The organism is Cryobacterium mannosilyticum, assembly GCF_004402705.1.
Lineage (GTDB): Bacteria > Actinomycetota > Actinomycetes > Actinomycetales > Microbacteriaceae > Cryobacterium > Cryobacterium mannosilyticum.
The window spans coordinates 1-24,920 of the sequence record NZ_SOFM01000011.1; the positions used below are offsets into that span (position 1 = coordinate 1).

At 69.5% G+C, this 24,920-nt stretch carries 22 protein-coding genes; 11 read left to right on the forward strand and 11 right to left on the reverse strand.

Translation table 11 applies throughout. From position 1 onward, the window contains the following. Positions 1-158: 158 nt before the first annotated feature. The 4 genes from E3O32_RS05105 to pepN all read right to left on the reverse strand — a co-directional run bounded on the left by E3O32_RS05105 (position 159) and on the right by pepN (position 6,449). A complete protein-coding gene (locus tag E3O32_RS05105; RefSeq protein WP_134507454.1) occupies positions 159-1,835 on the reverse strand; it encodes an FAD-binding dehydrogenase in 1,677 nt (558 codons plus the stop codon). Between the two features lie 111 nt (positions 1,836-1,946). Beyond that, positions 1,947-2,408 (reverse strand): globin, encoded by a 462-nt coding sequence (locus tag E3O32_RS05110; protein WP_134507526.1) that lies wholly within the window; start codon positions 2,406-2,408, stop codon positions 1,947-1,949. A 52-nt stretch (positions 2,409-2,460) separates the two neighbouring features. Next, the gene (locus E3O32_RS05120) at positions 2,461-3,759 is read right to left on the reverse strand and encodes a mechanosensitive ion channel family protein (RefSeq protein ID WP_134507455.1); all 1,299 of its coding nucleotides are present in this window, start codon (positions 3,757-3,759) and stop codon (positions 2,461-2,463) included. A 146-nt stretch (positions 3,760-3,905) separates the two neighbouring features. Next, positions 3,906-6,449 carry an aminopeptidase N gene (gene pepN, locus E3O32_RS05125; RefSeq protein WP_134507456.1) on the reverse strand — a complete coding sequence of 848 codons (2,544 nt, stop codon included), beginning with the start codon at positions 6,447-6,449 and terminating at the stop codon, positions 3,906-3,908. Positions 6,450-6,620: 171 nt separating this feature from the next. Here pepN and E3O32_RS05130 point away from each other — a divergent pair, with 171 nt between their 5' ends. Next, positions 6,621-7,541, forward strand: coding sequence for an NADP-dependent oxidoreductase (locus tag E3O32_RS05130; RefSeq protein ID WP_134507457.1), 921 nt, complete (start codon positions 6,621-6,623; stop codon positions 7,539-7,541). Positions 7,542-7,647: 106 nt separating this feature from the next. Here E3O32_RS05130 and E3O32_RS05135 read toward each other — a convergent pair whose 3' ends face one another. The 5 genes from E3O32_RS05135 to E3O32_RS05155 all read right to left on the reverse strand — a co-directional run bounded on the left by E3O32_RS05135 (position 7,648) and on the right by E3O32_RS05155 (position 13,916). Further along, positions 7,648-8,334: a hypothetical protein gene (locus E3O32_RS05135; protein ID WP_134507458.1), complete on the reverse strand. Its 687-nt coding sequence runs from the start codon at positions 8,332-8,334 to the stop codon at positions 7,648-7,650. A gap of 112 nt (positions 8,335-8,446) precedes the next feature. Beyond that, on the reverse strand, positions 8,447-9,091 hold the full coding sequence (locus E3O32_RS05140) for a hypothetical protein (RefSeq protein ID WP_134507459.1): 645 nt from the start codon (positions 9,089-9,091) through the stop codon (positions 8,447-8,449). A gap of 162 nt (positions 9,092-9,253) precedes the next feature. Continuing rightward, complete coding sequence (locus E3O32_RS05145; RefSeq protein ID WP_134507460.1) at positions 9,254-10,579, reverse strand: MFS transporter; 1,326 nt, start codon at positions 10,577-10,579, stop codon at positions 9,254-9,256. Between the two features lie 130 nt (positions 10,580-10,709). Continuing rightward, positions 10,710-12,218 (reverse strand): SDR family NAD(P)-dependent oxidoreductase, encoded by a 1,509-nt coding sequence (locus E3O32_RS05150; protein ID WP_134507461.1) that lies wholly within the window; start codon positions 12,216-12,218, stop codon positions 10,710-10,712. 111 nt (positions 12,219-12,329) lie between these two features. Further along, a complete protein-coding gene (locus E3O32_RS05155) occupies positions 12,330-13,916 on the reverse strand; it encodes an MFS transporter (protein ID WP_134507462.1) in 1,587 nt (528 codons plus the stop codon). A 186-nt stretch (positions 13,917-14,102) separates the two neighbouring features. Between E3O32_RS05155 and E3O32_RS05160 the strand changes: the two genes are divergently transcribed. The 8 genes from E3O32_RS05160 to E3O32_RS05195 all read left to right on the forward strand — a co-directional run bounded on the left by E3O32_RS05160 (position 14,103) and on the right by E3O32_RS05195 (position 21,792). After that, complete coding sequence (locus E3O32_RS05160) at positions 14,103-14,705, forward strand: mycothiol-dependent nitroreductase Rv2466c family protein (protein WP_134507463.1); 603 nt, start codon at positions 14,103-14,105, stop codon at positions 14,703-14,705. A 52-nt stretch (positions 14,706-14,757) separates the two neighbouring features. Then, positions 14,758-15,261, forward strand: coding sequence for a ribose-5-phosphate isomerase (locus tag E3O32_RS05165; protein ID WP_134507464.1), 504 nt, complete (start codon positions 14,758-14,760; stop codon positions 15,259-15,261). 1 nt (position 15,262) lies between these two features. After that, on the forward strand, positions 15,263-16,267 hold the full coding sequence (locus tag E3O32_RS05170) for an Fpg/Nei family DNA glycosylase (RefSeq protein WP_134507465.1): 1,005 nt from the start codon (positions 15,263-15,265) through the stop codon (positions 16,265-16,267). Between the two features lie 29 nt (positions 16,268-16,296). Then, a complete protein-coding gene (locus E3O32_RS05175; protein WP_134507466.1) occupies positions 16,297-16,947 on the forward strand; it encodes an FMN-binding negative transcriptional regulator in 651 nt (216 codons plus the stop codon). Beyond that, on the forward strand, positions 16,944-18,425 hold the full coding sequence (locus E3O32_RS05180) for an amidohydrolase (protein WP_134507467.1): 1,482 nt from the start codon (positions 16,944-16,946) through the stop codon (positions 18,423-18,425). The genes E3O32_RS05175 and E3O32_RS05180 overlap by 4 nt, the downstream gene beginning before the upstream one ends. A gap of 164 nt (positions 18,426-18,589) precedes the next feature. After that, entirely contained in the window at positions 18,590-20,017 is a 1,428-nt protein-coding gene (locus E3O32_RS05185; protein ID WP_134507468.1) for a sensor histidine kinase, read from the forward strand. 4 nt (positions 20,018-20,021) lie between these two features. Beyond that, entirely contained in the window at positions 20,022-20,708 is a 687-nt protein-coding gene (locus E3O32_RS05190; RefSeq protein WP_166790779.1) for a response regulator, read from the forward strand. A gap of 106 nt (positions 20,709-20,814) precedes the next feature. Beyond that, positions 20,815-21,792: an L-lactate dehydrogenase gene (locus E3O32_RS05195; protein ID WP_134507469.1), complete on the forward strand. Its 978-nt coding sequence runs from the start codon at positions 20,815-20,817 to the stop codon at positions 21,790-21,792. A 16-nt stretch (positions 21,793-21,808) separates the two neighbouring features. Here the strand turns inward: E3O32_RS05195 and E3O32_RS05200 are convergent, their stop codons facing one another. Further along, positions 21,809-23,641: a bifunctional metallophosphatase/5'-nucleotidase gene (locus tag E3O32_RS05200; protein WP_241974584.1), complete on the reverse strand. Its 1,833-nt coding sequence runs from the start codon at positions 23,639-23,641 to the stop codon at positions 21,809-21,811. A 216-nt stretch (positions 23,642-23,857) separates the two neighbouring features. Between E3O32_RS05200 and E3O32_RS05205 the strand changes: the two genes are divergently transcribed. Further along, complete coding sequence (locus E3O32_RS05205; RefSeq protein ID WP_134507470.1) at positions 23,858-24,058, forward strand: hypothetical protein; 201 nt, start codon at positions 23,858-23,860, stop codon at positions 24,056-24,058. Between the two features lie 47 nt (positions 24,059-24,105). Further along, complete coding sequence (locus E3O32_RS05210; protein WP_134507471.1) at positions 24,106-24,687, forward strand: dienelactone hydrolase family protein; 582 nt, start codon at positions 24,106-24,108, stop codon at positions 24,685-24,687. Positions 24,688-24,721: 34 nt separating this feature from the next. On the opposite strand, the gene E3O32_RS05215 is transcribed toward E3O32_RS05210, so the two are convergent. Continuing rightward, complete coding sequence (locus tag E3O32_RS05215) at positions 24,722-24,907, reverse strand: VOC family protein (RefSeq protein ID WP_134507472.1); 186 nt, start codon at positions 24,905-24,907, stop codon at positions 24,722-24,724. Positions 24,908-24,920 lie beyond the last annotated feature (13 nt).

A 24,920-nucleotide genomic window follows, 5' to 3' on the forward strand; every position in this document is an offset into this window, starting at 1 on the left:
TAATGAAGGGCCATGAACCATTTTCTCAGACCCCTCAAACACGCCCAGGAACGACACGCCCTGCCGGTGGGCAGCCCCATAAAGCAACAGGCTCTCTACTGTGCGCCCGCTGCCCGAAGGTGCGCCATGAGGCTGCGGTCGGGCGGGGCGGGGCGGACCTAGAGCGCCGCGGCGACCGCGCGGCCCGCGGTGCGGCCCGAGAACAGGCAGCCGCCGAGGAACGTGCCCTCGAGCGAGCGGTAACCGTGCATGCCGCCTCCGCCGAAGCCGCTGGCTTCCCCGGCCGCGTACAGGCCGGGCACGGGTTGCCCATCGGGACCGAGCGCGCGAGCGAACAGGTCGGTCTCGATGCCGCCGAGGCTCTTCCGGGTGAGGATGTGCAGCTTGACGGCGATCAGCGGCCCGTTCTTCGGGTCGAGCAGTTTGTGCGGGCTCGCCACGCGGATGAGCCGGTCGCCGCGGTAGTGCCTGGCCTGCCTGATCGCGGTGATCTGGGCATCCTTCGTGAAGTCGTTGTCCAGCTCCCGGTCGCGGGCCCGGATCTCCCGTTCGATCCGGGCGAAATCGAGGCGCACCTCCGGTGAGCGGCGCTGCATGCCGGCCAGCAGTTCGTGCAGGGTGCCTGCGACGACGAAATCGGCGCCCTTCGCCTTGAACGCCTCCACCGGGCCGGGCGCCCCGGGGGTGACCCGTTTGGCGAGCAGGGCGAGGTCCTTCCCCGTCAGGTCGGGGTTCTGCTCGCTGCCGGAGAGGGCGAACTCCTTCTCGATGATCTTCTGGGTGAGCACGAACCAGCTGTGGTCGTGGCCGGTGCCGCGGATGTGCTCGAGAGTGCCGAGGGTGTCGAAGCCGGGGAACAGCGGCGCGGGCAGCCGTTTGCCGGTCGCGTCGAGCCAGAGCGACGACGGACCGGGCAGGATCCGGATGCCGTGGGCCGCCCAGACCGGATCCCAGTTCTCGATTCCCTCGGTGTAGTGCCACATCCGGTCGCCGTTGATCAGCCGGGCGCCGGCCCGCTCACTGATGCCGAGCATCCGGCCGTCGACGTGCGCGGGAACGCCGGAGAGCAGGTGCTCCGGGGCGGCGCCCAGCCGGGACGGCCACTGGGCGCGCACGAGGTCGTGGTTGCCGCCGATGCCGCCGCTTGTCACGATCACGGCCGAGGCCGCCAGCTCGAACTCGCCGACCCGGTCGCGGGAACTCGCCGCGCCGCGGGCGGCAGGGCTCGGCGCGAGCACGCCGCCGCGCACCCCGGTCACGGTCCCGCCGGTGACGACGAGCTCGTCGACCTGGTGCCGGTGCAGCGCCGTGACGTGCCCGGAGGCCACGCCCGCCCGCACCCGGGCGATGAACGGGGCGAGCAGGGCAGGCCCGGTGCCCCAGACGATGTGGAACCGCGGCACCGAGTTGCCGTGCTCGAGCGCCGTGTAGCCGCCCCGTTCGGCCCAGCCGACGACCGGGAAGAACCGGATGCCCCGCTCGTGCAGCCAGGCGCGCTTCTCCCCGGCCGCGAAGTCGAGGTACGCCTCCGCCCACCGCCTGGGCCAGTAGTCCTCGTCTCGGTCGAAACCGGCGCTGCCGAACCAGTCCTGCCGGGCCAGCGCGGCCGAGTCGTGCACGCCCAGGCGGCGCTGCTCAGGGGAGTCGACCAGGAAGAGCCCGCCGAACGACCACCAGGCCTGGCCGCCGAGCGAGGACGCCGGTTCCTGCTCGACCAGGATCACCCGTTTGCCGGCGGCAACCAGTTCGGCCGTCGCGACGAGGCCGGCCAGGCCGGCCCCCACGACGATGGCGTCGGCCTCGGCCGAACTGCTGGACGGGGGGACGGCGCTCATCGTGGCTCACTCTCACTCGTCAAGTTCGACGGACATTTTGCCGGAATCGGCTCAAAATGGCCCTGTTGAGCTCCGGAACACGAAAATCTCCGTCGAATTCGACAGGGGCGGCTACTCGTCGAACGTGTTCAGCATGGCGTGGGCGGCCCGTTCCAGGTAGTCCCAGAGGGTCTCCCGCTGCAGCGGCGGCAGGTCGGCGCTGTCCACGGCCTCCCGCATGTGCGCGAGCCAGCGGTCGCGTGCCTCCGGGTTCACCTTGAACGGCTGGTGTCGCTGGCGCAGCCGCGGGTGGCCACGCTGCTCACTGTAGGTGCCCGGCCCGCCCCAGTACTGCTCAAGGAACATGGTCAGGCGTTCCTCGGCCGGACCGAGGTCGGCCTCGGGGTACATCGGCTTCAGGACCGGGTCGGTGGCGACCCCGCGGTAGAACTCGGCGACGAGCCTCGCGAAGAACGGCCGTCCGCCGACCTGTTCGTAGAACGAGGCACCGATCGCGGCGCCGTTCTCGCCGTCACGCAGATGCACGCGAGACGGAGTGGCGGCGGCCGCCGCGGCCGGGGCGGATGCCGGCATGGGCGCGGGCGTGGGCGTGGGCGTGGGCGCGGGCGCGGGCGTGGGGGTGGACTCAGGCGTCATCGCGGATCTCCGGATCTGGTGCCGACTTCGGCGAGCTCGGGGTGGGGTGTTCGGCGTCCAGCTCGGCGGCGGACTTCGCGGGCTTCCCGGCCGGCGTGTCGGCGGGTTTCACTGCAGCGTTCCCGGCCGGCTTCCCTGCCGGCTCCTGGGCTGGGGCGCTGCCGCCGGATGTCGTGTCTGCCGGGTGCTCGGCGGCATCCGTCGCGGATTCCGTGGCCACGACGCGGCCCTTGCGCGGGGCGCGGGGGAGTCGGGATTTCTTCCGCACCTGCACCGGCCCGGTGAACGGGCCGGTGATCGCATCGGGAACGGCGGCGGCGGCCTCGGCGGCGGCGTCGGACGGTTCATCGGTGCCCGGGAGTGCGGCGGCGTTCACGGAGCCGTCCGGTCCGGTCATCACGACGCTGTTCAGCGGGGTCAGCCCGATGCCCAGCCCGTCGAGCGCCTTCTTGAGGTGCAGGCGGAGGTCGCGGGCGAAGTCCCACTTGGCCGAGACCCGGGTCTTCACCACGAGGCGCACGACGAGGGCCTCGGCCGAGATCGACTCGAGTCCCCACACCTCGGGCTTCTCCAGGATGACGGGGCGCCACTTGCGGCTGGAGGCGAGCGCCCTGGCCACCCGGAGCAGCTCGGCCTGCACAGCCTCCACATCGGAGGCGTACGGGATGGCGAGGTCGATGATCACCCTGGCCCAGCCCTGGGACATGTTGCCGACACGGAGGATCTCGCCGTTGCGCACGAACCACAGGGTGCCGTCGACGTCGCGCACCTGGGTGACTCGGATGCCGACCGTCTCGACGACGCCGGAGGCGAAGCCGACGTCGACGATGTCGCCGACGCCGAGCTGGTCCTCCACGACCATGAACAGGCCGTTGAGGATGTCCTTGACGATGTTCTGCGCGCCGAAGCCGAGCCCGGCGCCGAGCGCGGCCGTAAGCAGGGCGAAGGAACCGAGGATGTCCGTGTTGACGATGTTCACGATCAGCAGCACGGAGACGATCAGCAGGGTGACGTTGACGATGTTGGTGAGCACCGAGCCGAGCGTGCGGGTGCGCTGCACCACGCGCACGGCGGCCACCGGGGAGACGCTCAGCGCCTGGGTGTCCATCACGTTCTGGGTCTTCTTCACGCCGGAGACGATCTGCCCCACGACCCGGTCGATCACGAAGTGCAGCCCCCAGCGCAGCAGGAAGGCTCCGATGACGATTGCGGCGATGTTGATGACCTTGAGCCACAGATCGACGGTGAAGAATTGGGTGAGTTCAAGCCAGATTGCGTCGAAATTCATATTGCGACCAGTCTACCGAGAGCCGCCGGGCAGAGGCTGGGACCCTCGCCGACAACGCGGGACGGGATACCCAAAACCCCCGCCGTGCGCCCGGTGCGGGCGGCGGCGAGGGCCGTGAGGCGTTCCAGACGGATGCTCCGGGCCGGTTAGACCGCGTCCCGCGCCTGGGCGGCGAGGGCGCGCTCCACCCCGGCCAGGTTCTCGATCACCAGGCGGCGCAGGGCGAGCGGCTCCGGGTTGGCGTCGAGCCAGGCGCGGGTCGCATCGGCCAGGGCCTGGTCGGCCAGCGGGGACGGGTACAGGCCCAGGATCAGCTTCTCCGCGATCGAGAAGCTGCGCGATTCCCACACCGACTGCAGCATGGCGAAGTACCGGTCCACGAACGGCTCGAGCAGCGTGGTGTCGTTGGCCCGGAGGAACCCGGCCGCGGTCACGCGCACGATCGTGTTCGGCGCGGTGTCGACGTCGATCAGCGACGACCAGGCAGCCTGCTTGCCCTCCGGCGTCGGGATGGCCGCGCGCGCCTGGGCGGCCGACTGGGCGCCCGTCGCGGTGTTGTCACGGGCCAGGGCAGCGTCGATCTCGGCCGTGCCGGCCTTGCCGCCGGCGACGAGGGCGATCAGCAGCTCCCAGGCCAGGTCGGTGTCGATCGTGAGACCGTCCAGCGGTGTGGAGCCGTCCAGGAGCGCCGCGACCGAAGCCAGGTGGCTGCCGGTGGAGGCGACCGAGGCGAAGAACTTGACGAACTGGAACTGGGCGTCGGTGCCGGGTTCGGCGTGCCGGGCGAGGGACCAGAGGGCGTCGCCGACCTCGGTGACCGTGTTCGCGCGGAACTCCTCGGCGACATAGTGGGTCGCGGCGAGCACGACCTGGCCGAGCACGGTGCGCAGCGTGGTCGACTCGGTTTCGGTGGCGACGTTGCCCAGCACGAGGCTGATGAAGTCGCGTGGTGCCGTCTCTGCGTCGCGGGTCGCGTCCCAGACGGCGCCCCAGACGATCGCCCGGGCGAGCGGGCTCTCGATCGAGGACAGGTTCTCGAGGGCGACGTCCTGCGACGCGGCGTCGAGGCGGATCTTCGCGTAGGCGAGGTCGTCGTCGTTGAGCAGGACGAGGGCGGGACGGGCCAGTCCGACGAGCTCGGCGACATCCGTTCTCGGCCCGTCGACGTCGATCTCGACCCGGCGGGTGCGCACGAGGGAGCCGTCGGCGAGGTCGTAGAAGCCGATCGCCAGGCGGTGCGGGCGGATCGTGGGGTAGTCCGCTGCGGCGGTCTGCAGAACGGTGAAGCCGGTGATGGTTCCGGCCGGATCGACCGTGACCTCGGGGCGGAGCGTGTTCACGCCCGCCGTTTCGAGCCAGAGTTTCGTCCACTCGGTGAGGTCGCGGCCGCTGGAGGCCTCGAGCTCGACCATCAGGTCATTCAGTTCGGTGTTGCCCCACTCGTGCTTGGCGAAGTAGGAGGCAACGCCGGCGAAGAACGCGTCCCTGCCGACCCAGGCCACGAGCTGCTTGAGCACCGAGCCGCCCTTGGCGTAGGTGATGCCGTCGAAGTTGACCTGCACGTCTTCGAGGTCGGTGATGGTGGCCGTGATGGGGTGCGTCGACGGGAGCTGGTCCTGCTTGTAGGCCCAGCTCTTCTCCATCACGGCGAAGGTGGTCCACGCCTCGGTCCACTCGGTGGCCTCGGCGGTGGCCATGGTCGACGCCCATTCGGCGAACGATTCGTTCAACCACAGGTCATTCCACCACTTCATGGTGACCAGGTCGCCGAACCACATGTGCGCCAGCTCGTGCAGCACGGTGACCACGCGACGCTCCTTGATGGCGTCGGTGACCTTCGAGCGGAAGACGTAGGTCTCGGTGAAGGTGACCGCGCCGGCGTTCTCCATCGCGCCGGCGTTGAACTCCGGCACGAACATCTGGTCGTACTTGTCGAACGGGTACGGGTAGTTGAACTTCTCCTCGAAGTAGGTGAAGCCCTGGCGGGTCTTCTCGAACAGATAGTCCGCATCGAGGTACTGGAACAGGCTCTTCCGGCTGAACAGACCGAGGGGGATCGTGCGTCCGTCGCTCGAGGTCAGTTCGCTGCGCACAACGGAGTACGGGCCGGCGACGAGGGCCGTGATGTAGCTGGAGATGGTGTGGGTGGGCGGGAAGACCCAGGTCTGCGCGCCGTTGCCGGCATCCGTCGGGACGGGCGTGACGGAGTTGGAGATGACTTCCCAGGCCCGGGGCGCGGTGACCGTGAAGGCGAACGTCGCCTTGAGGTCGGGCTGCTCGAACACGGCGAAGACGCGGCGGGAGTCCGGCACCTCGAACTGGCTGTAGAGGTAGACCTCGTTGTCGACCGGGTCGACGAAGCGGTGCAGGCCCTCGCCGGTGTTCGTGTAGACGGCGTCGGAGACGACCGTGAGGGTGTTCTCGGCGGCGAGGCCGTCGAGCTGGATCCGGATGCCGTCGCTGACGGCTGCAGGGTCGAGGGCGACCCCGTTGAGGGTCACCGAGTGCACTGCGCTGGTGATCGCGTCGATGAAGGTGGACGCGCCGGGCGTGGCCGAGAACTCCACTGTCGTCGTGCTGCCGAACGTCTCCGCACCGGTGGTGAGGTCGAGGGCTACCGCGTAGCTCCGCACGGCAATGAGCGCCGCACGCTCCTGGGCTTCGATCCGGGTGAGGTTTTCTCCAGGCAACTTATTCTCCATCTCAGTTTCGACCGGGGCTTCTGGCTCCGGACGCACGACGGTTAAGCCTAGCCACTATTGCGGCGGAGGCAGGGAAAACGCGGGCAGGAGCCCGGTCCGGTGCATCCCGGGACACGCCGGGAACGGAATAGGAGCGGCCGGGCGGGGGTTGGCCCGGAGATGAAAGCAATAACCTATGCGCGCTACGGCAGCCCCGATGTCCTCGAACTCACCGATCAGCCGATGCCCAAGGTCGCTCCTGGCATGGTGCTGGTGCGGGTCAAGGCGGCGGCGGTCAACCCGGTGGACTGGAAGGTCATGGCCGGTTATCTGGACCCGATGATGGACATCCAGTTCCCGGCGATCCCCGGCTGGGACGTCGCGGGCGTCGTGGAATCGGTGGGGATCGACTCGCCGGAGTTCGCCGTCGGTGACGAAGTCATCGCCTACGGCCGGAAGGACTACGTGCAGGGTGGGACGTTCGCCGAGTTCGTCGCGCTTCCAGAGCGCATCCTGGCCCGCAAGCCGGCGTCGCTGGGCTGGGAGCAGGCGGCCGGGCTGCCGCTGGCCGGGCTCACCGCCTACCAGGTGCTGACCCGCCTGGGCGTGGGCGCCGAGGACACCGTCCTGATCCACGGCGGTGCCGGCGGCGTCGGACTGCTCGCGATCCAGATCGCCGTCGCCCGCGGCGCCCGGGTGATCGCCACGGCCTCCGAGGCGAACCACGCTTTCCTGAGCGCGCTCGGCGCTGAGCCGGTGCGCTACGGCGACGGCCTCACCGAGCGGGTGCTCGCGGCCGCTCCCGGCGGCGTCGATGTCGTCGCCGATTTCGTCGGTGGCGTGCTCGAGACCACGCTCGCCGTGCTCGCTCCCGGCGGCCGGCACGCCTCCATCGCCGACGGCACGGTCGAGCAGCACGGCGGCACCTGGATGTGGGTGAGCCCCGTGGCCGCCGACCTTCGGGCGGTCGCCGCCCTGGTCGAGGCCGGAACCCTCACGGTCGAGGTGGCCCGGTCGTTCCCGCTCGAGGAGGCCGCGGATGCCTTCCGCCTGAGCATGGAGGGCCACACCCGCGGCAAGATCGTGGTGCGGGTGAGCTGAGGCCGGTCCCGGCGGCCGGCGCGGCCGCCGGGGTCCGCCCACGGGATGGGTTGCGCCGACTACCTGTGGGGCACCCTGGGCACTCGGTCCTTCGCATCGGATGCGATCAGGTCCGCGCGGGGAGCGCCTGCCAGCCGTCGGCGCGCAGCCTGCCCTGGCGTTCGCGGCGCCAGGAGTCCGATTCCGCCACGGCGGCGAGGTGCAACACCACCCCGACGGTGGGCTCGTCGGAATAGTGCGCGAACGGGGCATGCTCGACGTGGTGCACCACGGTCCGTTGGGCGGAGAACCCCGTCAGTTGCCCGGGGACGAAGCTCTCGCCGGCCCGCGGAACGGCGTCGACGAGCGTGCGCCGGTGCAGTGCTTCGCCGGTGAACTCCGTGCAGGCGTCGTCGCCGAAGACCAGCAGTCGCACGTCGATCGCGGTGCGGTTCTTCGTGACCGAGTGCACCGTGCGCCCAGCGACCGCGGGAGAGCGTTCAGCGACCTGACCCCGGGTGATCGCGCCGGCCTGGTATTCGAACATCGCCGTCGCCACTGCACCGAGGCTGACCCGCTCGGCGTCGTTGCCGATCAGGAACTCCACCTCGTCGTACACCGGGTGAACGGGCTCCACGATCAGCACCGCGCGGGCGTCCGGGGTGATCGCATGATCGCCGCGGCGTGCCCGCCCTGCGCCGCTTCCGAGGAGCGTCTCCACCTCGTCGTAGACCGGGCTGCCGAGTTCGAGCACGAGCACCGGCCGTTCCCGCGGCACAATCCGCTCGGTGGTGGCGCGAAGCGTGCTGCGCATTTCACGGAGGAGAGCTTCCCTGAGTTCTGTGGAGATTTCGGTCATCGTCGGCTTTCCGTTTCGTTGCATCGTGCAGTGGCGGGGTCGTGCCGTTCGGGGATTCGGGCGGAGGCTAGGCTCCGGGCGCTGCCACCTGGGTTTGGGGAAGGGCGATGTCCCACCCCTCCTTGCGCAGCTCTCGCTGTCGTTCCAGTCGGCGCTCGCCCGATTCGGCCAGTGCTGCCACATGCACCACGACCAGGACCGTCGGTATGGCGCAGTTCTCCGGGAAGGGCGCGTGCTCGACGCGTTCCACCACCGGCCGCAGCGTGTCGAATCGACTCAATTGGCCGGGGGAGAAGAATTCTCCGGCGCGGGGCACGGCATCGACCAGGGTGCGGCGGTGCAGCGCCTCGCCCGTGTAGTGCGTGCAGTCCTCGTCGCCGAACACCATCACCCAGAGGTCGATGGCGGTGCGGTGCGCGTGGGGCGCCTCGGCAGGTGCTGCGGGGGTGCTGCGCGCATCCGCTGGAATGCGCCGCAGCCGTGCCATCCGGGTCTGGTGCTCCACCAGGGCGGTGGCCACGAGGGCGAGGCTCTCATGCTCGGCGATGGTGTCCAGGCGGGACTCGACCTCGTCATAGAGCGGACTCGCGGCGACCGGGTGGGCGCTCACGTGCGCCCGCGGACGCCGGGCGAGCGGTGGTTCGCTCGGGGCGAGGGAGGCCAGCATGTCGCGCAGCGACAGCTCCCTGGTCGGCGTGGGCGTCTCGGTCATCCGGTGGTTCCGTTCCGGTCGTCATCGGCAGTCGGCGGCACGCACAGCGTTGCGCAGGTCCGTTTGACCTCATCCGGGTCGGGAGCGAGCAGCCTGTCGGCAGGGCGTGGAGACCGCAAACGAGCACTGACCCCCCAAACTAGTCACAGTTGGGATGAGAACCTAACGGACCTGTCGCTTGGGCGCGCCGTGCACGCGGGTGGCGGCCCGCCGGTCGGAGGACGCCTCGGGCGTGACCCACCGGGCGACCCCGGCCAGAATCAGGAGCACGGCCCCGACGACGGCCGCGCCCAAGAACGCGGCGCCCGCGCCTGCCGCCTCGACGAGCACCCCGGCCAGGGCGCTTCCGGCCGCGGCCCCGACGTTGTGCGCCGTATTGACCCAGGTCGTCGCCTCGATCTCCCGCCCGCCGCGGCCGAAGTCACTCGCACCGACGTAGGCCACGATCATGATCGGCGACAGGCAGAGCCCGGCCAGCGCGATCAGGACGCCAAGCGCCAGCGTCGACGTGGCCAGTCCGGCGGCGGCGATCCCGGCCGCGAAGAGAGCGGCGATGACGAACAACTGTCGTCGTGCCGACGACCGGATCCGCAGGGCGCCGTAGACGAGCCCGCCGACCGCGCTGCCGGCGGCGAAGAGAGCGAGCACGATTCCCGCCTCGGCGGTCGAACCGGCATGGCCGGTCGCGCCGCCCGGAGCGGTGGCGCCAATCCAGGCTGGGACCGCGATGTAGACGGTGCCGACGAGGACCCCGGCCGCGAGTACGGGCAGCAGCAGGGCTGCGAAGCGCGGGTCGGTCAGAAGAGCATCGCCCGGCGTGCGCCCGTCGGCCTCGGCCGGGGCCTGGCCGGGCAGCATGGCCGGGGAGGAGACCATCAGCGCGGTCCCGACCACGATCAGGGCCGCGGGAATGAGCAGGGCCGTGCTGGGGGAGATCCAGAGCAGGATCGCCCCCGCGAGCACCGGGCCGGCCAGGTAGAGCACCTCCTCCAGCACGGCATCGAGGCTGAGGGCCTTCCGGAGGAGTCCGGGGGCCGGCAGGAGAGCCGCCCAGAGCACACGCATGATCGGTCCGAGCGGCGGCGCGACGGCGCCGACGACGCCGGCCAGCGCGATGCTCCACCAGGCCGAGTCGCCGGCCCCGGTCGCGAGGGCGAGCAGGCCGAGGGACGCGGCGAAAGAGAGTGAGAGCGTGAGCAGCATCCGTCGGCGGCCGAACCGGTCGATCAGCCGGGCCCGCAGCGGCGCCAGGAAGCCGGCGGTGGCCCCGTAAACGCCCATGGCGGACCCGGCAACCGCGTAAGACCCGGTGGCTGTTTCGACCGCGATGAGCATCGGCAGGCCGACGAGCGCATACGCGAAGCGGCCGGCGAGGGCGCTAGCGAAGACGAAAGGAACCCCGGGTGTCGTGAGCACGGCGGCGTAACCCGGCCGGGCGGCGTCGAGGGGCCGTGACGGCGGAATGGGTACTGAGGAAGAGGAGGGCATGGACGAAACTCCGAAGAATGTGCGCGCCGGGCGCGAGTGAAGGAACCGGGTGGTCGAAGCCGAACCGGTCGCTAATCACACAAGGGGAGCATCCGGCCACCAAAGCCGATCGGATGCCGCCCGGCCGGTTTCACCAGGTGGCGGGCTTGTAGTCCTTGAGGAAGACACCGTAGAGGTCTTCGCCGGCCTCGCCGCGCACGATCGGGTCGTAGACGCGCGCCGCACCGTCGACGAGGTCGAGCGGGGCGTGGAACCCCTCCTCGGCGAGGCGCACCTTGGTGGGGTGGGGGCGTTCGTCGGTGATCCAGCCCGTGTCGACGCTCGTCATCAGGATGCGGTCGGAGAGCATCTCTTTCGCGCTGGTGCGGGTGAGCATGTTCAGCGCGGCCTTGGCCATGTTGGTGTGCGGGTGGCCGGGGCCCTTGTACCCGCGGCCGAACACGCCCTCCATCGCGGACACGTTGACGATGTAGGTGCGCCGGGCGCCGGATGCGGCCATCGACGCACGCAGGCGGCTCACCAGCACGAACGGCGCAGTGGTGTTGCACAGCTGCACCTCGAGCATCTCGAGCGGGTCGACGTCCTCGACGTTCGCGGTCCAGCTGTTCGCCTCATGCAGGTCGGGGACGAGCCCGCCGGCGTCGATGGCGGTGCCGGCGGCGAGGCGTTCGAGCGACGACGAGCCCGGGGCGAGGGCCAGGGCGGTGAGGTCGTCGGCGGTCAGCACGGACGAGGCCGTGCCGGCGGCCGCGGCGGCCAGGATCGGGTGGCTGGTCACGGACGCCGCCAGGGCCGTCGGGTGCGCGTCATTGGTGTGGCCGAAGCTGACGATCTCGGGGATGCTGCCCTCGGGAAGCGGCGACGACTCGGCCTCGACCAGCATCGAGTAGGAGCCGGGGGAGCGACGCACGGTCTGCGCCGCGTTGTTGATCAGGATGTCGAGCGGGCCGGCCGCGGCAACGGAGTCGGCCAGGCCGATCACCTGGGCCGGGTCGCGCAGGTCGATCCCGACGATACGCAACCGGTGCAGCCACTCGGACGAATCCGGCATGGCACTGAACCGGCGCACCGCGTCGCGCGGGAACCGGGTGGTGATGGTGGTGTGGGCGCCGTCGCGCAGCAGGCGCAGGGCGATGTACATGCCGATCTTCGCGCGGCCACCGGTGAGCAGGGCGCGCTTGCCGGTCAGGTCGGTGCGGGCATCCCGTTTCGCGTGACTCATCGCCGCGCAGGCCGGGCAGAGCTGGTGGTAGAAGGCGTCGACGAGGGTGTACTTCTGCTTGCAGATGTAGCAGGCCCGGGGAACGAGCAACTCGCCCGCGGACGCCCGGTCCGTGCCGAGGCGCAGCTGGGCGCCGATGGTCTCGTCGTCGATGCGGGTGGGGGCGCCCGTGGCGGTCGCGGCGATCACCTCACGGTCGGCGTCCGCGATGGCCTGGCGCTTCTCGCCGCGCCGGGCGATCTTCACCGACTTGAACATCTTGGCGGTGGCCTGTCGCACGGTGACGAAGTCGGGGTCTTCGGGGTCGATCTCGCTCAGCGAGGCGAGCACGCGCAGTGCGATCGCCATCTCGGCGGGGTCGATGGTGGGTGCTGCCTCCGTCGAGGGTGCGGGCTCGGTCGAAGGCGCGGTGCTCATCCGTCAAGTCTACGATCCTCTCCCGAACCAACTGTTGCCCGGCCGGACAACAGTTGCCGGTGTGGCGGCGACAGTTGTCCGTTCGGGCAACAAATGGTGGAGAAAGTCGGGCTAGACCTTGAGTGGCTCCGGCTGGTCGTCCAGCACCGGAAGCTCAATCGACGAGGTCGGCGGCTCATAGGTGTGGTCGAACGGCATCTCGTCGGTGTTCAGGTCGGGGTTGTCGTCCTGGGTGGCGACGAGTTCACGGGCCTCGAAGACCGAGTCGACGCTCGGCATCGACCCGAGCAGCGGCAGGCCCGCGGTCTCCCGCATGAAGAAGATCGCGATTCCGCCGACGACGGATGTTCCCATCAGGTAGTACGCCGGCATCATGTCATCGCCGGTGCCCGCGATCAGCGCCGCAATGATGAACGGCGTGGTGCCGCCGAAAATGGCGACGGAGAAGTTGTACGCGATGCCCATCGCACCGTAGCGGCTTTCGGTCGGGAACAGCGCCGGCAGGGCCGAGGCGAGGTTGGAGACGTAGAACGTGACGGGCAGGGCGATCAGGGCCAGGCCGAGCAGAGTCGACCAGATCTCGCCGACGCCGATCAGCATGAAGGCGGGGACGGACAGCACGATGGCCGTCGCCGACCCCATCCAGAGCACGGGACGGCGGCCGATCTTGTCGGAGAGGCGTCCGGCCAGCGGGATGCACAGGGACATGATCACCAGGATCGGGATCGTCAGCAGGGTGCCGTGGAGCTCGTCGTACCCCTTGGTCGCGGTCAGGTATGTCGGCATGTACGAGGTCAGGGCGTAGCCCAGGCTGTTGGCCGCGGCGACGAGGATCATGGCGACGATGATGCCGCGCCAGTGCGCCTTGAACGTGCTGACCGGACCGTTCGAGGTGCTGGACTCGTCGGTGAACGACGGGTCCGTGGCGGCCAGTTCCTTGGCATCCAGGGACGCCTGGAAGGTGGGGGATTCCTCGATCTTCAGTCGGAACCAGATCGCGATCAGGCCGAGAGGTCCGGCGATGAGGAACGGGATTCTCCAGCCCCAGTCCTCCATGACCGGCTGTCCGAGCGTGACCTGAAGCACGGACACGAGCGCGGCACCGATGGCGAAACCGAGATAGCTGCCCATGTCGAGCAGGCTCGCGAAGAAACCGCGGTGCTTGTCGGGCGAGTGCTCGCTGACGAAGGTGGTGGCGCCGGCGTACTCACCGCCGGTGGAGAAGCCCTGCACGAGCTTGGTGAAGACGAGGAGCGCGGCGGCGAGCATGCCGACCATGGCGTAGCTGGGCAGCAGGCCCACCGCGAAGGTGGATGCCGCCATCAGGATCAGGGTCATCGACAGGACCCTCTGGCGGCCGATCTTGTCTCCCAGCCAGCCGAAGAAGACTCCACCGAGCGGGCGGGCGATGAAGGTCGCAGCGAAGGTGCCGAGCAGGAAGAGCGTCTGAACGGTCTTGTCCGCCTCGGGGAGGAACACCGGGCCCATCGTCGTGATCAGGTAGCCGAACACTCCGACGTCGTACCATTCCATGGTGTTACCGACGATGGTTCCGCCGAGTGCCTTCTTCAGGCGGGACTGGTCGACCACGTTGACGTGGGACACCTTTAAGCGGCGCTTCAGGAGTGGATTCTTGATCTTCCCGGAGGCGTTTTTGACGCCCTTTTTCAGGTCGGTCATGCTGGGGTCTCTCGGCATTTTGGCTTCTCTCGTGGAGGTCATGTACAGGTGAAGTAAAGGGGCCCGTTCTCGGGCATAACTAGCAATTTTAGCGCAAAAACGCCGTCAACCCGAATTTCTGCCGGAGATAGGGCCCCTGGACAGGGGTTTACACAAGGGTGGTGCCGGGCATTCGGGGGGTATTCGGCACCTAGGCTGGTGGCCATGGCTGACTCCGTGAAGTTCTGGTTCGACCCCTCCTGTCCCTGGGCGTGGATGACATCCCGCTGGGTGGGAGAGGTCGCCGAATTGCGCGGTTTCGACGTGACCTGGTGCGTGATGAGCCTTGCCGTGCTCAACGAGGACAACGAGGTCAGTGAGGAGTACCGTTCCTTCTTCCCGCGGGCGCTGAAATACACCCGCCTGGTGCAGGCCGCGCAGGAGCTGCACGGCCAGAAGACCGTCAAGGCGCTCTACGACGCGCTGGGCACCCGAATTCACCCGGGCGGCAGCATCGAGCCCGATGAGGTCATCCCTGCCGCACTGGCCGAGGTCGGGCTACCCGCCTCCTTCGCGGCCTGGGCCGACAGCACCCATTATGACGAGCAGATGCGGGCCAGTCACTTCGACGGGATGAACCGGGTCGGCCAGGACGTGGGCACCCCGGTGATCGCGGTCAACGATGTGGCCTTCTTCGGCCCCGTGGTGTCCCCGGCGCCCAAGGGCGACCAGGCGCTTGCGCTCTGGGACGGCGTTGTCGCAGTGGCCGGCTACGACGGTTTCTTCGAGATGAAGCGCACCCGCACGGTCGGCCCCATCTTCGACTAGGCACGCGTGGGCGACCGACGCTGAACGGTGCCGGACTAAATAGACTCGTGTCATGCGCATCTACATCGCCACCGATCACGCCGGGCTCGATTTCAGCCGCCACCTGTTCGAGCATCTCACCGAGGCCGGCCACGACGTCATCGACCACGGCCCGCAAACCTACGACGCCCTGGACGACTACCCGTCGTTCTGCATCAACGCGGCCCAGGCCGTCGTCAACGACCAGGCCGCGGGCATCGAGGCGCTCGGCGTGGTCTTCGGCGGCTCGGGCAACGGTGAGCAGATGGCGGCCAACAAGGTCGTCGGGGCCCGGGCGGCCCTGGTCTGGAGCCTCAACACGGCCAGGCTTGCCCGCGAGCACAACAACGCGAACGTCATCTCGATCGGGGCCAGGCAGCACACCATCGACGAGGCGATCACCTTCATCGACGCGTTCATCGCCGAGCCGTTCCCGGCCGACGAACGGCACCTGCGTCGCATCCGCCAGCTCGCAGAGTACGAGGCGACCCGCGACATCGTCGGCAAGAACATCGTCGGCGAAGACATCGTGCGCTAGCGTGCCCGAGGGCCACTCCGTACACCGCATCGCCCGCCAGTTCGCCCGCAATTTCGTCGGCCGGAGGGTGCACCTCTCCTCGCCGCAGGGACGTTTCGCCGCGGGCGCCGCGCTGCTCGACGGCCATGTGATGACGGATGCCCGCGCCGTGGGCAAGCAGATGTTCCTCGAGTTCGACCACGGGCTGTGGCTGCGGGTGCACCTGGGCATGTACGGCGCGTGGGACTTCGCCGGGGACATCCTGATGGATGCGACGATCGCGTCCGCGAACGGCCGGATGGGCCAGACCAGCCAGCGCGGAACCGACGTGGACTCCGCCGTGCTGGATGCGGCGGTGCTGGATTCCGCGGGGGAGAACTCGATGCACAGCATCGGCGCGCCGCGGCGCACCCGGGTGCGAATGGCCGAGCAGGAGAAGGAGATCGACCAGCCGGGCACCTTCCCACCGGAGCCGGTCGGCCAGGTGCGAGTGCGCCTGCTCACCGACACGGTGTCGGCCGACCTGCGCGGGCCGACGGCGTGCGAGGTGCTCGACCCGGCGCAGGTGCAGGCCGTGATCGACAAGGCCGGACCGGACCCGCAACTCGACGACAGCACGGCCGCGGAGGACCGGTTCACCGCCGTGGTGCGGCGCAAGCCCACCCCCATCGGTCTGCTCCTGATGGACCAGTCCGTCGTCAGCGGCATCGGCAATGTCTACCGCGCCGAGCTGCTCTTCCGGGCCCAGGTGAACCCGTACGCCCCGGGGAAGTCGCTCCCGGAAGACACCGTGCGCGACCTGTGGCGGGACTGGGCGCACCTGCTGAAGATCGGGGTGGAGACCGGTCAGATGATGACCATGGACGACCTCGACGGTGACGAGTGGCGGCTGGCCATGAAGAACCGCGCCGACCGGCACTGGGTCTACAAACGCGAGGGTCTGCCCTGCCGGATCTGCGGCACCCACATCACCCTCGCCGAGATGGGTGCCCGCAAGCTGTACTTCTGCCCGCGCTGCCAGGCCTGAACCATGCCCAGAGACAGGAACCTCGACCGATGAGACACAATCCCTCATTCGCGCTGGACGACCCGGCCGAGATCAGGCGCCTGGTGCGGGAGAACCCGTGGGCGACCATGATCAGCCACACCTCCGACGGGGAACTCGTCGCCTCGCACTACCCGGTCGTGCTCGACGAGGACAGCGACGAGATCGTACTGCTGAGCCATGTCGGCCGGCCGGACGAGCAGCTGCACGAGCTCGGCCGGCACGAACTGCTGGTGGTGATCCAGGGGCCCCACGGTTACATCTCGCCCGGCTGGTACGACGCGTCACCGGCCGTCCCCACCTGGAACTTCATCACCGCCCACCTCTACGGCACCCCCGAACTTCTCGGCGCCGCCGAGAACCTCGCCGTGCTCGACCGGCTCGTCGACCACTTCGAAGACCGGATGCCCGATCCCCGGCGGTTGAACGGCACCGCCGAGAATGCCGCCTACGCCGCCCGGATCTCGGCCGGCACGGTCGGCTTCCGGCTGCGGGTGACCCGGGTGGTTGCCAAGAGCAAGCTCAGCCAGAACAGGCCCGTCGAGACCGTCGCCCGGATCCTGACCGAACTGGAAGGCTCCGGGCCCTATGCCAGCCCGACCCTTGCCGCCGAGATGCGCCGGGTGCACGGCCGGACCGACTCACCGGGCGACCGGTCGTGACCGGGCTCTCGCTCACTCTGCGCAACGCACGCCTGCCCGGCAGTGACGGACGGGTCGACGTCACGGTCACCGACGGGGTGATCCGTCAGATCGGGTACCAGGGCAGGACGGCTCCCGGGCAGGAGAGCGTCGACCTCGGCGAGCGCTGGCTGATCCCCGGCCTGTGGGACAACCACGTGCATTTCAGCCAGTGGGCGCAGACCGCCCGCCGCCTCGACCTGTCCGCCACGGCCAGTGCGACCGAGGCGGCCGGGCTCGTTCGCGAACGGGCCGGGGAGACACTGACGGGGGAGACCCTCGTCGGCTTCGGTTTCCGCGACGGCCTCTGGCCGGATGCCCCCGGCCGGGCCGTGCTCGACGCCGCCTCCGGCGACCTCCCCGTCGTGCTCGTCAGCGGCGACCTGCACAGTTGCTGGCTGAACTCCGCGGCGCTCGCCGCCCACGGCTTCCCCGACCACCCCACCGGGCTGCTGCGCGAGGACGACGCCTTCGCCGTCGTCAATGCCCTCGGCACCGTGCCGGACACGGTGATGGACGGCTGGGTCGACACGGCGGCGCGCGCCGCGGCCGCCCGCGGCGTGGTCGGCATCGTGGAGATGGAGATGGCCTGGAACCCCGGTGACTGGCAACGCCGGATCGCGGCCGGGACCGACACGCTGAGGGTCGAGACCAGCGTCTACAGCCAGCACCTGGAGCAGGCCATCACGCTCGGCCTTCGCTCAGGAGCCGTGCTCGAGCGCACCGGCGGACTGGGCGTGATGGGGCCGTTCAAGGTCATCACGGACGGGTCGCTCAACACCCGCACCGCGTACTGTTTCGACGAGTATCCGGGGCTGGCGGGCCAACCCGGTGCGCACGGGCTGCTCACCGTGCCCCAGGACCGGCTCGTCGGCCTGATGCGCCGGGCGGCGGCGGGCGGCATCCGCCCCGCCGTGCACGCGATCGGCGACCGGGCCAACGCCCTGGCCCTCGACGCCTTCGCCGAGGTCGGCTGCGCGGGGAGCATCGAACACGCCCAACTGCTCCGCGCCGAGGATGTGGCCCGGTTCGCGGCCCTCGGCGTCGTCGCCAGCGTGCAGCCCGAGCATGCCCTCGACGACCGGGACGTCGCCGACCGCTACTGGGCCGGCCGCACGGGACGGGCCTTCGTGCTGAAGTCCCTGCTCGACGCGGGCGCCACCCTGGCTCTCGGCAGTGACGCCCCCGTCGCGCCACTGGATCCCTGGGTGACCATCGCGGCGGCGGTCGGGCGCACCCGGGGAGGACGTGAGCCGTGGCAGCCGGGGCAGGCGATCTCCAGGCAGGCCGCGCTCGCCGCATCCGCCCGCGGCCGGCACGGGATCTCGATCGGCGACGTGGCCGACCTGGTGGTCTGCGAGACCGACCCGTTCGTCGCATCCGTCGCCGACCTCCGGGTCATGCCCGTGGCCGCCACCCTGATCGCCGGAAGGTTCACGCACAACACCCTCCAGCCCTGACCCTTCGATCCTGACCCGATAGCCCCGCCGACAGCCCTGGCCGTGTGCCTCAGGGACGCCCGCGTGCGGGGGTTTTCCCCCGAGGCGATCCGGTTGCCAGCCGGATGCCGCCGAGACGGCCCACCGGGAAGGCTGGATGCAGGCACACTGGCTGGAGGAAGAACATGAGCACCACAGAAACAACAACATCCGCGACGATCGACGACCGGAGGGAGAACACCGTGCAGGACCCTGCTGTGCGGCGGGGCGGCTATCGGGCGCTGTGGCGCCGGGTGCCGCGGGAGCTCGGCTTCCTGCTGCCGACGCTGCCCATCGCCGTGGTCGGGCTCTCCCTGCTCAGCACCGTGTTCTTCACGGGTGCCGGCATGATCGCCATCTTCGTCGGCCTGTTCATCGTCGTGCTGGCCCTCTACATCGCCCGGGGGTTCGGCATGTTCGAGCTTGCCCGGCTGCGCTGGGCCGGGCAGAACCCGATCACGCCGCCACGCTGGGACCCGGCCGGCGAACCGGCAACGCCGCTCCGCACGGTGCTCGGCCCGCTCGTCAACGGGCACTACTGGCTCTACCTGTTGCACGGCATGGTCGTGAACTTCATCGCGGGACTGGTCAGCTGGATCGTCACCGTGGTCTGGCTGTCGGTCGGGCTGGGCGGGATCAGCTACTGGTTCTGGGGCCGGTTCCTGGAGAACGGCAACGGGGTCAGGGTGCCGCTCTCCACGCTCGTGACCGACTGGATGCTGCAGGGCAACCCGCCGGCCATCGACCCGTTCGTCGCTGAGAGCCTGTTCCAGCTCATCCTGGGTGCGGCCTTCCTGGCCACCCTGCCCTTCATCACCCGGGGATTCACCGCGATGCACCAGTTCATCGCCCGGGGCTTGCTCGGCGCGTGGCGCTCCGAGGCTCTCCAGCGGGAGGTCGCCGACCTGAGCGCGTCTCGGGGGGCCGCCGTCTCCGCGGAGGACCGGTCGCTCCGCCGGCTCGAGCGCGACATCCACGACGGACCCCAGCAACGCCTGGTGCGCCTGCAGATGGACCTGGCCAGCGCCGAGCGCAAGCTCGAGACCGACCCGGCGGCCGCGCGCGGGCTGCTCGCCGAGGCCAGGCAGCAGGCGCACGACACCCTCGAGGAGCTGCGCGCGTTGTCCCGCGGCCTGGTCCCCCCGATCCTCCAGGACCGCGGCCTGATCGCCGGCCTCGAATCGCTCGCCGCCCGAAGCACCATCCCCGTGCAACTCGAACTGACCGTCGACCCGGCGCTGCGGCTGCCATCCGAGATCGAACGCAGCGCGTACTTCGCCGCGTCCGAACTGCTCACCAACGCCGCCAAGCATTCCGGGGCCACCGGCATCCGGCTGCACCTGGCGCTCCGCCGGGTGCCGGACGACGACACCACCTGGCTGGACCTCTGGGTGATCGATGACGGCGTGGGCGGCGCGGTCCCGACCGAGGCGCACGGCCTGCGCGGTCTCGACGAGCGCCTCCGCGGCCTGCGCGGGGTGCTGTCGATCGACAGCCCGGCGGGTGGTCCGACCGCGGTGGGGGCTCATATCCCCCTCACCGACACCGCGCCCAGCTCGATCGCCCTATCCTGAACAGGTGACCCAGTCTGCGAGCGTGACGGATGCCGCACCGGCGGCCGCCCCCTTGCGACTGGTGCTGGCCGAGGATTCGCTCCTGCTCCGGGAGGGGCTGATCCGGCTCTTCGATGAGGCCGGCTTCGTGACCGTCGCGTCCTACGGCGACGCCGACGCGCTGCTCGCCGAGGTCGACGCGTTGCGGCCGGACATCGCCGTGCTCGATGTGCGGATGCCGCCCACCTTCCGCGACGAGGGGGTGCGTGCAGCGCTGGAGCTGCGGCGAAGGCTGCCGTCGGTGGGCATCCTGCTGCTCAGCCAATACGTGGAGGGCACCTACGCCCATGAGCTGCTCGCGGCCGGGGAGGGCGGCATGGGCTACCTGCTCAAGGACCGGGTGGCGTCGCTGGACGACCTCACCGACGCGCTCACCCGGATCAGCGCCGGCGGCACCGTGCTCGACCCGCAGGTGGTGCGCGAGCTGCTGGGTCGCCGCACCGACCCGCTCGCGGCGCTCACCCCGCGGGAACGCGACGTGCTCGCACTGATGGCCGAGGGCCGCACGAACGTGGGCATCGCCTCCGCCCTCGTGATCGGGGTCGGCGCGGTGGAGAAGAACGTCACCTCGATCTTCCAGAAGCTGCAGCTCGACGACTCCGGCTCGGACCACCGCCGGGTGCTCGCGGTGCTCGCCTTCCTCCGGCGCTGAGCCCCTCGCCCGTCCCGCGAGTCGCACCCCCGTGTGTCGCACCCGGGTGTCGCATCCCGGAGTAGTTCGGAACATGGATGCCGGGCCGAGGGGGGAGGATAGGAACATGAGCGCAATCGAGAATTCCAAGCTGGCCATCATCGGGGCGGGTGCCGTGGGCACCTCCCTCGCCTACGCCTCCCTGATCCGCCAGTCCGCGCGCGAGGTTGTGCTCTACGACATCAACGAGGCCAAGGTCGAGGCCGAGGTGCTCGACCTCGCCCACGGCACCCAGTTCACCGGCGCATCCTGCGTGTCGGGCGGGTCGGACCTGGACGCGATCGCGGGCGCCAACATGGTCGTGATCACGGCCGGCGCCCGGCAGCATCCGGGCCAGTCCCGCCTCGATATGGCCGGGGTCAACGTGGGAATCCTGCGCGAACTGATGCCCAAGCTCGTCGAGCGCGCCCCGGATGCCGTGTTCATGATCGTCACCAACCCCTGCGACATTCTCACCTACGCGGCCCTGCACTTCAGCGGGCTTCCGTCGGCCCGCGTCTTCGGCTCCGGAACCGTGCTCGACTCCTCACGGCTGCGCTGGTTGCTCGCCCACCGGGTCGACGTCGCGATCGCGAACGTGCACGCCGTGATCGTCGGTGAGCACGGCGACTCGGAGTTCCCGCTCTGGTCCCAGGCCAGGGTCGGCCCGATCTCGCTCGCCCAGTGGGTGGCGGACGATATCTCACCCGTCACGAACGGGCGCGCGAAGTTCTCGGAGGCCGAGTTCGAGGCCATCACCGAGGACGTCAAGACCGCGGCGTACCGGGTCATCGCCGGAAAGGGTGCCACCAACTACGCGATCGGTCTCTCCGGGGCCCGAATCGTGGAGGCGGTGCTGCGTGACGAGGGCGCCGTGCTTCCGGTCAGCTCGGTGCTGACCGGGTACCGCGGCGTGAGCAAGGTGGCGCTGTCGGTGCCGACCGTGGTCAACGCCGATGGCGTGTCCCGGGTGATCGAGGTGCCGTTCTCCGACTCTGAGCAGACCCTGTTCCAGCACTCGGCCGACACCCTCCGGGCGACCCTGGACCGGCTCGGACTGGACTGAGCCCGGCGCATCCGTCTCAACCGGTGATCTGCACCGGCGCACCATTGGAAACGAGCGCCCAATCGACGCGTGCGAACGTTGCTGGTTCCACCACCTGCGCCCGGGTGACCCAGTCGATGATCAGCTGTCGGATCTCCTGCTGGGCGTTGTGCACCACCGGTGCGGTCGTGACCCCGGGGAAAGCGCCGCCGCCGGACTGCCGGTAGTTGTTGATGGCGATGACGAATTGCGCCGCGGCGTCGATCGGAGCGCCGTCGTAGGCGAGGTCGGCGATCCTCGAGCCGGGGTCCCTGGCGACGTCGATAGTGTAGCTGAGGGATGCGTCGAGGCCGCCCATCACGTCGTAGTTGTAGTCCGGCGTGCCGGTCGGCGCCACGGCGGTGACCGCGTTCGTGAGCTGGTCCGGCGTGAACGGCCCCGCCCCGACGACCTGTCTGAAGTACTGGGCCGACTTTTCGAGGTAGGCCTTCACCTGGGCGCCGGTGAAAACGATGCCGAGGAGGGTGTTATCGAAGCTGTACAGTCCGGCCACGTCGCGAACGGTCACCTCGCCGGCGGGGATCGCGGCCTCCCGATTGAACGGGGCCGCGATCGACAGGATCGGCAGGCCGGCCTGCGGGGTCCCGGCGATCGCCGCGCGCACCGCCTGCCCCTGCACGAGATTGATGAAGTCCAGCGCCGCGGTGTCCTCGTAGCGCGCGGTGGCGCACGACATCGCCTCGGTGCAGCTGCCGATGACTGAGTTGACGTACCCGACGACCGTGTCGTGGTCGGCGCGGAGCAGGTCGGCCACCTTCGGGTCCTCCGGGACGGTGTTGCTGTTGAGCACGCTGGATCCGGCGCTCTCCACCTCCCAGCGGCCCCGGCGCTTGACCAGTGACAGTTCGATCAGGGACAGCCGCATGCCCCAGCGCAGCGGCTCCGTCAGAATCACGGTGCGACCGGTCTGCGCGTTGACGACTCGCCGCTCCGGAATCTCCTGGTGGGCATGACCGACCAGGATCGCGTCGATCCCGGGAACCTGCTCGGCCACCAGGGTCGCCGCGTTCTCGGGGTAGGGGAGGGCGTCGCCGTACGACGACGAGGTCGTGGCGCCGGAGTGCGCGGCCACGATGACGACATCCGCCCCCGCGGCACGCAGGCGCGGCACCCAGACGGCGGCCTGCTCGACGAGGCCGGGGAAGGTCAGCCGGCCCTCGACGTTCGCCTTGTCCCAGATGGCGATCCCCGGATTGGTCAGGCCGAGGATGCCCACCTTGATCGGCTTCTCACCGGCCGGCTGGATCGTCTTGATGACGTAGGGCGCGAAGGCAGGCAGCCCGGTCGCCGCGTCCAGGGCGTTCGCCCCGAGCAGCGGAAAGTCGAGCTGGTCGGCGAAGGTCCGGAGCAAGGGGATGCCGTAGTTGAACTCGTGATTGCCCAGGGCTGCGGCGTCGTAGCCGATGTAGTTCATCGCCGCGGCCATCGGGTGCAGGTGACCGTCGGTGATCGGCGCGATGCGCGCGAAATAGTAGGCCAGGGGAGTGCCTTGAATCGTGTCGCCGGCGTCGATCATCAGCGTGTTCTCGCGTCCGCGCTGCACGCGCACCGCCTCGACGAGCGTGGCCACCTTGGCCAGGCCGATGTCGTTCCGAGCCGAGTCGTCGTATTCGGTGTTCTGGAAGTAGTTCCAGTTGAAGACGCAGCCGTGCAGGTCGGTCGTGCCCATGATCGTCAGGGAGACGGGGTCTCCCGGCCGATGCCCGCCCCCGCGCTCTGCCGCCTGGGCCGGGGTCATGCCGGCGGCGGTCAGCACGCTCACCGCCGCGAAACTGCCCAGCACGTTGCGTCGAGTCAGTTGGATTGGCACATTCACTCCCCAGGCGTACCTCTCGAGAGAGGCGTTGTGAGGCAGCAACCAACCCCACCGGCCACGCTAGACCCGTGCGAGAATCCCTGTCAATCAATCCGGATTCGCACGGGGCGTGGGCTGTCGCAATTCGGATGCTGCGTCTAACCTGCCAATGAGGTCTGCAAATCACTGAGGTCTGCAAATCACTGACGGCATCGCGAAGGGGAGGATCAGATGGCGACGGACGGTCGGGCACGGGTGATCGTGCGGGACGGGCCATGGGGCTTTGTTTTCCTGTTGGCCTATATCGGGGCGGCCATCTACTTCATCTCCCTCTCGACGGGCACGTTCTGGGGCGTCATCCTGGGTCTGCTCCAGGCCATCGTCTGGCCGGTCTACGTCGTCTACCACGTGTTGCTCCTGATCGGCGCCTGAGACAGCGGAGCCAAGCCTGATCACGCAGAGCCAGAAAGGACTCGGCCATGACTCAACTCCTCCTGTTCCACCACGCCCAGGGATTGACTCCGGGGATCACCGCGTTCGCCGACCGGCTGCGCGCCGACGGCCATGACGTGCACACGCCCGACCTGTTCGACGGCCGCACATTCGACAGCATTGAAGCCGGCATGGCCTACGTCGGAGAACTGGGGTTCGGCGAGGTCATGGAACGCGGAACCCGGGCCGCCGACGCCGTCGGCGACAACCTCGTCTTCGCCGGCTTCTCGCTGGGCGTGGTGCCGGCCCAGATGCTCGCCCAGACCCGCCCGGGCGCCCTGGGCGCCGTGTTGTGCTACTCCTGTGTGCCTGTGTCCGAATTCGGCGGGGCCTGGCCGGTCGACGTTCCGGTGCAGATCCACGGCATGGATGCCGACCCCTACTTCGTCGACGAGGGCGACATAGACGCGGCCCGGGCCATCGTCGCCTCCGCTCCGAGTGCCGAGCTGTTCCTCTACCCAGGCGATCAGCACTACTTCGCCGACAACTCCCTGCCCTCCTACGACGCGGATGCCACCGAACTCCTGCTGCGCCGGGTCATCGATTTCCTGGGCCGGATTCGCGGGTAGCCGACTCGGTTCAGGGCAGCCGGGCGCCGACTGGTCATTGGCTGGTGGGCGGTTGCCAGAGCTCTACCTTGTTTCCTTCCGGATCGATGACCCAGGCGAACTTCCCGTACTCGGAATCGCCTGTGTTCTCCTGAACGTCTGGGTTCTCCAGAACGTTGCAGCCTTCTTCGCGCAGGGCCTCAACCAGGGCATCGAGATCCTCGACCCGGTAGTTGACCATGAACGAAAGTCGG

Bases quoted from the DNA above. Each gene is read 5' to 3' on its own strand.
- E3O32_RS05150 (WP_134507461.1), bottom strand. From the start codon at position 12,218: ATGAGCACCGCGCCTTCGACCGAGCCCGCACCCTCGACGGAGGCAGCA.
- E3O32_RS05135 (WP_134507458.1), bottom strand. From the start codon at position 8,334: ATGCGCAGCACGCTTCGCGCCACCACCGAGCGGATTGTGCCGCGGGAA.
- E3O32_RS05145 (WP_134507460.1), bottom strand. From the start codon at position 10,579: ATGCCCTCCTCTTCCTCAGTACCCATTCCGCCGTCACGGCCCCTCGAC.
- E3O32_RS05175 (WP_134507466.1), top strand. From the start codon at position 16,297: ATGAGACACAATCCCTCATTCGCGCTGGACGACCCGGCCGAGATCAGG.
- E3O32_RS05165 (WP_134507464.1), top strand. From the start codon at position 14,758: ATGCGCATCTACATCGCCACCGATCACGCCGGGCTCGATTTCAGCCGC.
- E3O32_RS05140 (WP_134507459.1), bottom strand. From the start codon at position 9,091: ATGACCGAGACGCCCACGCCGACCAGGGAGCTGTCGCTGCGCGACATG.
- E3O32_RS05205 (WP_134507470.1), top strand. From the start codon at position 23,858: ATGGCGACGGACGGTCGGGCACGGGTGATCGTGCGGGACGGGCCATGG.
- E3O32_RS05110 (WP_134507526.1), bottom strand. From the start codon at position 2,408: ATGCCGGCATCCGCCCCGGCCGCGGCGGCCGCCGCCACTCCGTCTCGC.
- E3O32_RS05130 (WP_134507457.1), top strand. From the start codon at position 6,621: ATGAAAGCAATAACCTATGCGCGCTACGGCAGCCCCGATGTCCTCGAA.
- E3O32_RS05155 (WP_134507462.1), bottom strand. From the start codon at position 13,916: ATGCCGAGAGACCCCAGCATGACCGACCTGAAAAAGGGCGTCAAAAAC.
- E3O32_RS05210 (WP_134507471.1), top strand. From the start codon at position 24,106: ATGACTCAACTCCTCCTGTTCCACCACGCCCAGGGATTGACTCCGGGG.
- E3O32_RS05215 (WP_134507472.1), bottom strand. From the start codon at position 24,907: ATGGTCAACTACCGGGTCGAGGATCTCGATGCCCTGGTTGAGGCCCTG.
- E3O32_RS05105 (WP_134507454.1), bottom strand. From the start codon at position 1,835: ATGAGCGCCGTCCCCCCGTCCAGCAGTTCGGCCGAGGCCGACGCCATC.
- E3O32_RS05120 (WP_134507455.1), bottom strand. From the start codon at position 3,759: ATGAATTTCGACGCAATCTGGCTTGAACTCACCCAATTCTTCACCGTC.
- E3O32_RS05160 (WP_134507463.1), top strand. From the start codon at position 14,103: ATGGCTGACTCCGTGAAGTTCTGGTTCGACCCCTCCTGTCCCTGGGCG.
- E3O32_RS05185 (WP_134507468.1), top strand. From the start codon at position 18,590: ATGAGCACCACAGAAACAACAACATCCGCGACGATCGACGACCGGAGG.
- E3O32_RS05195 (WP_134507469.1), top strand. From the start codon at position 20,815: ATGAGCGCAATCGAGAATTCCAAGCTGGCCATCATCGGGGCGGGTGCC.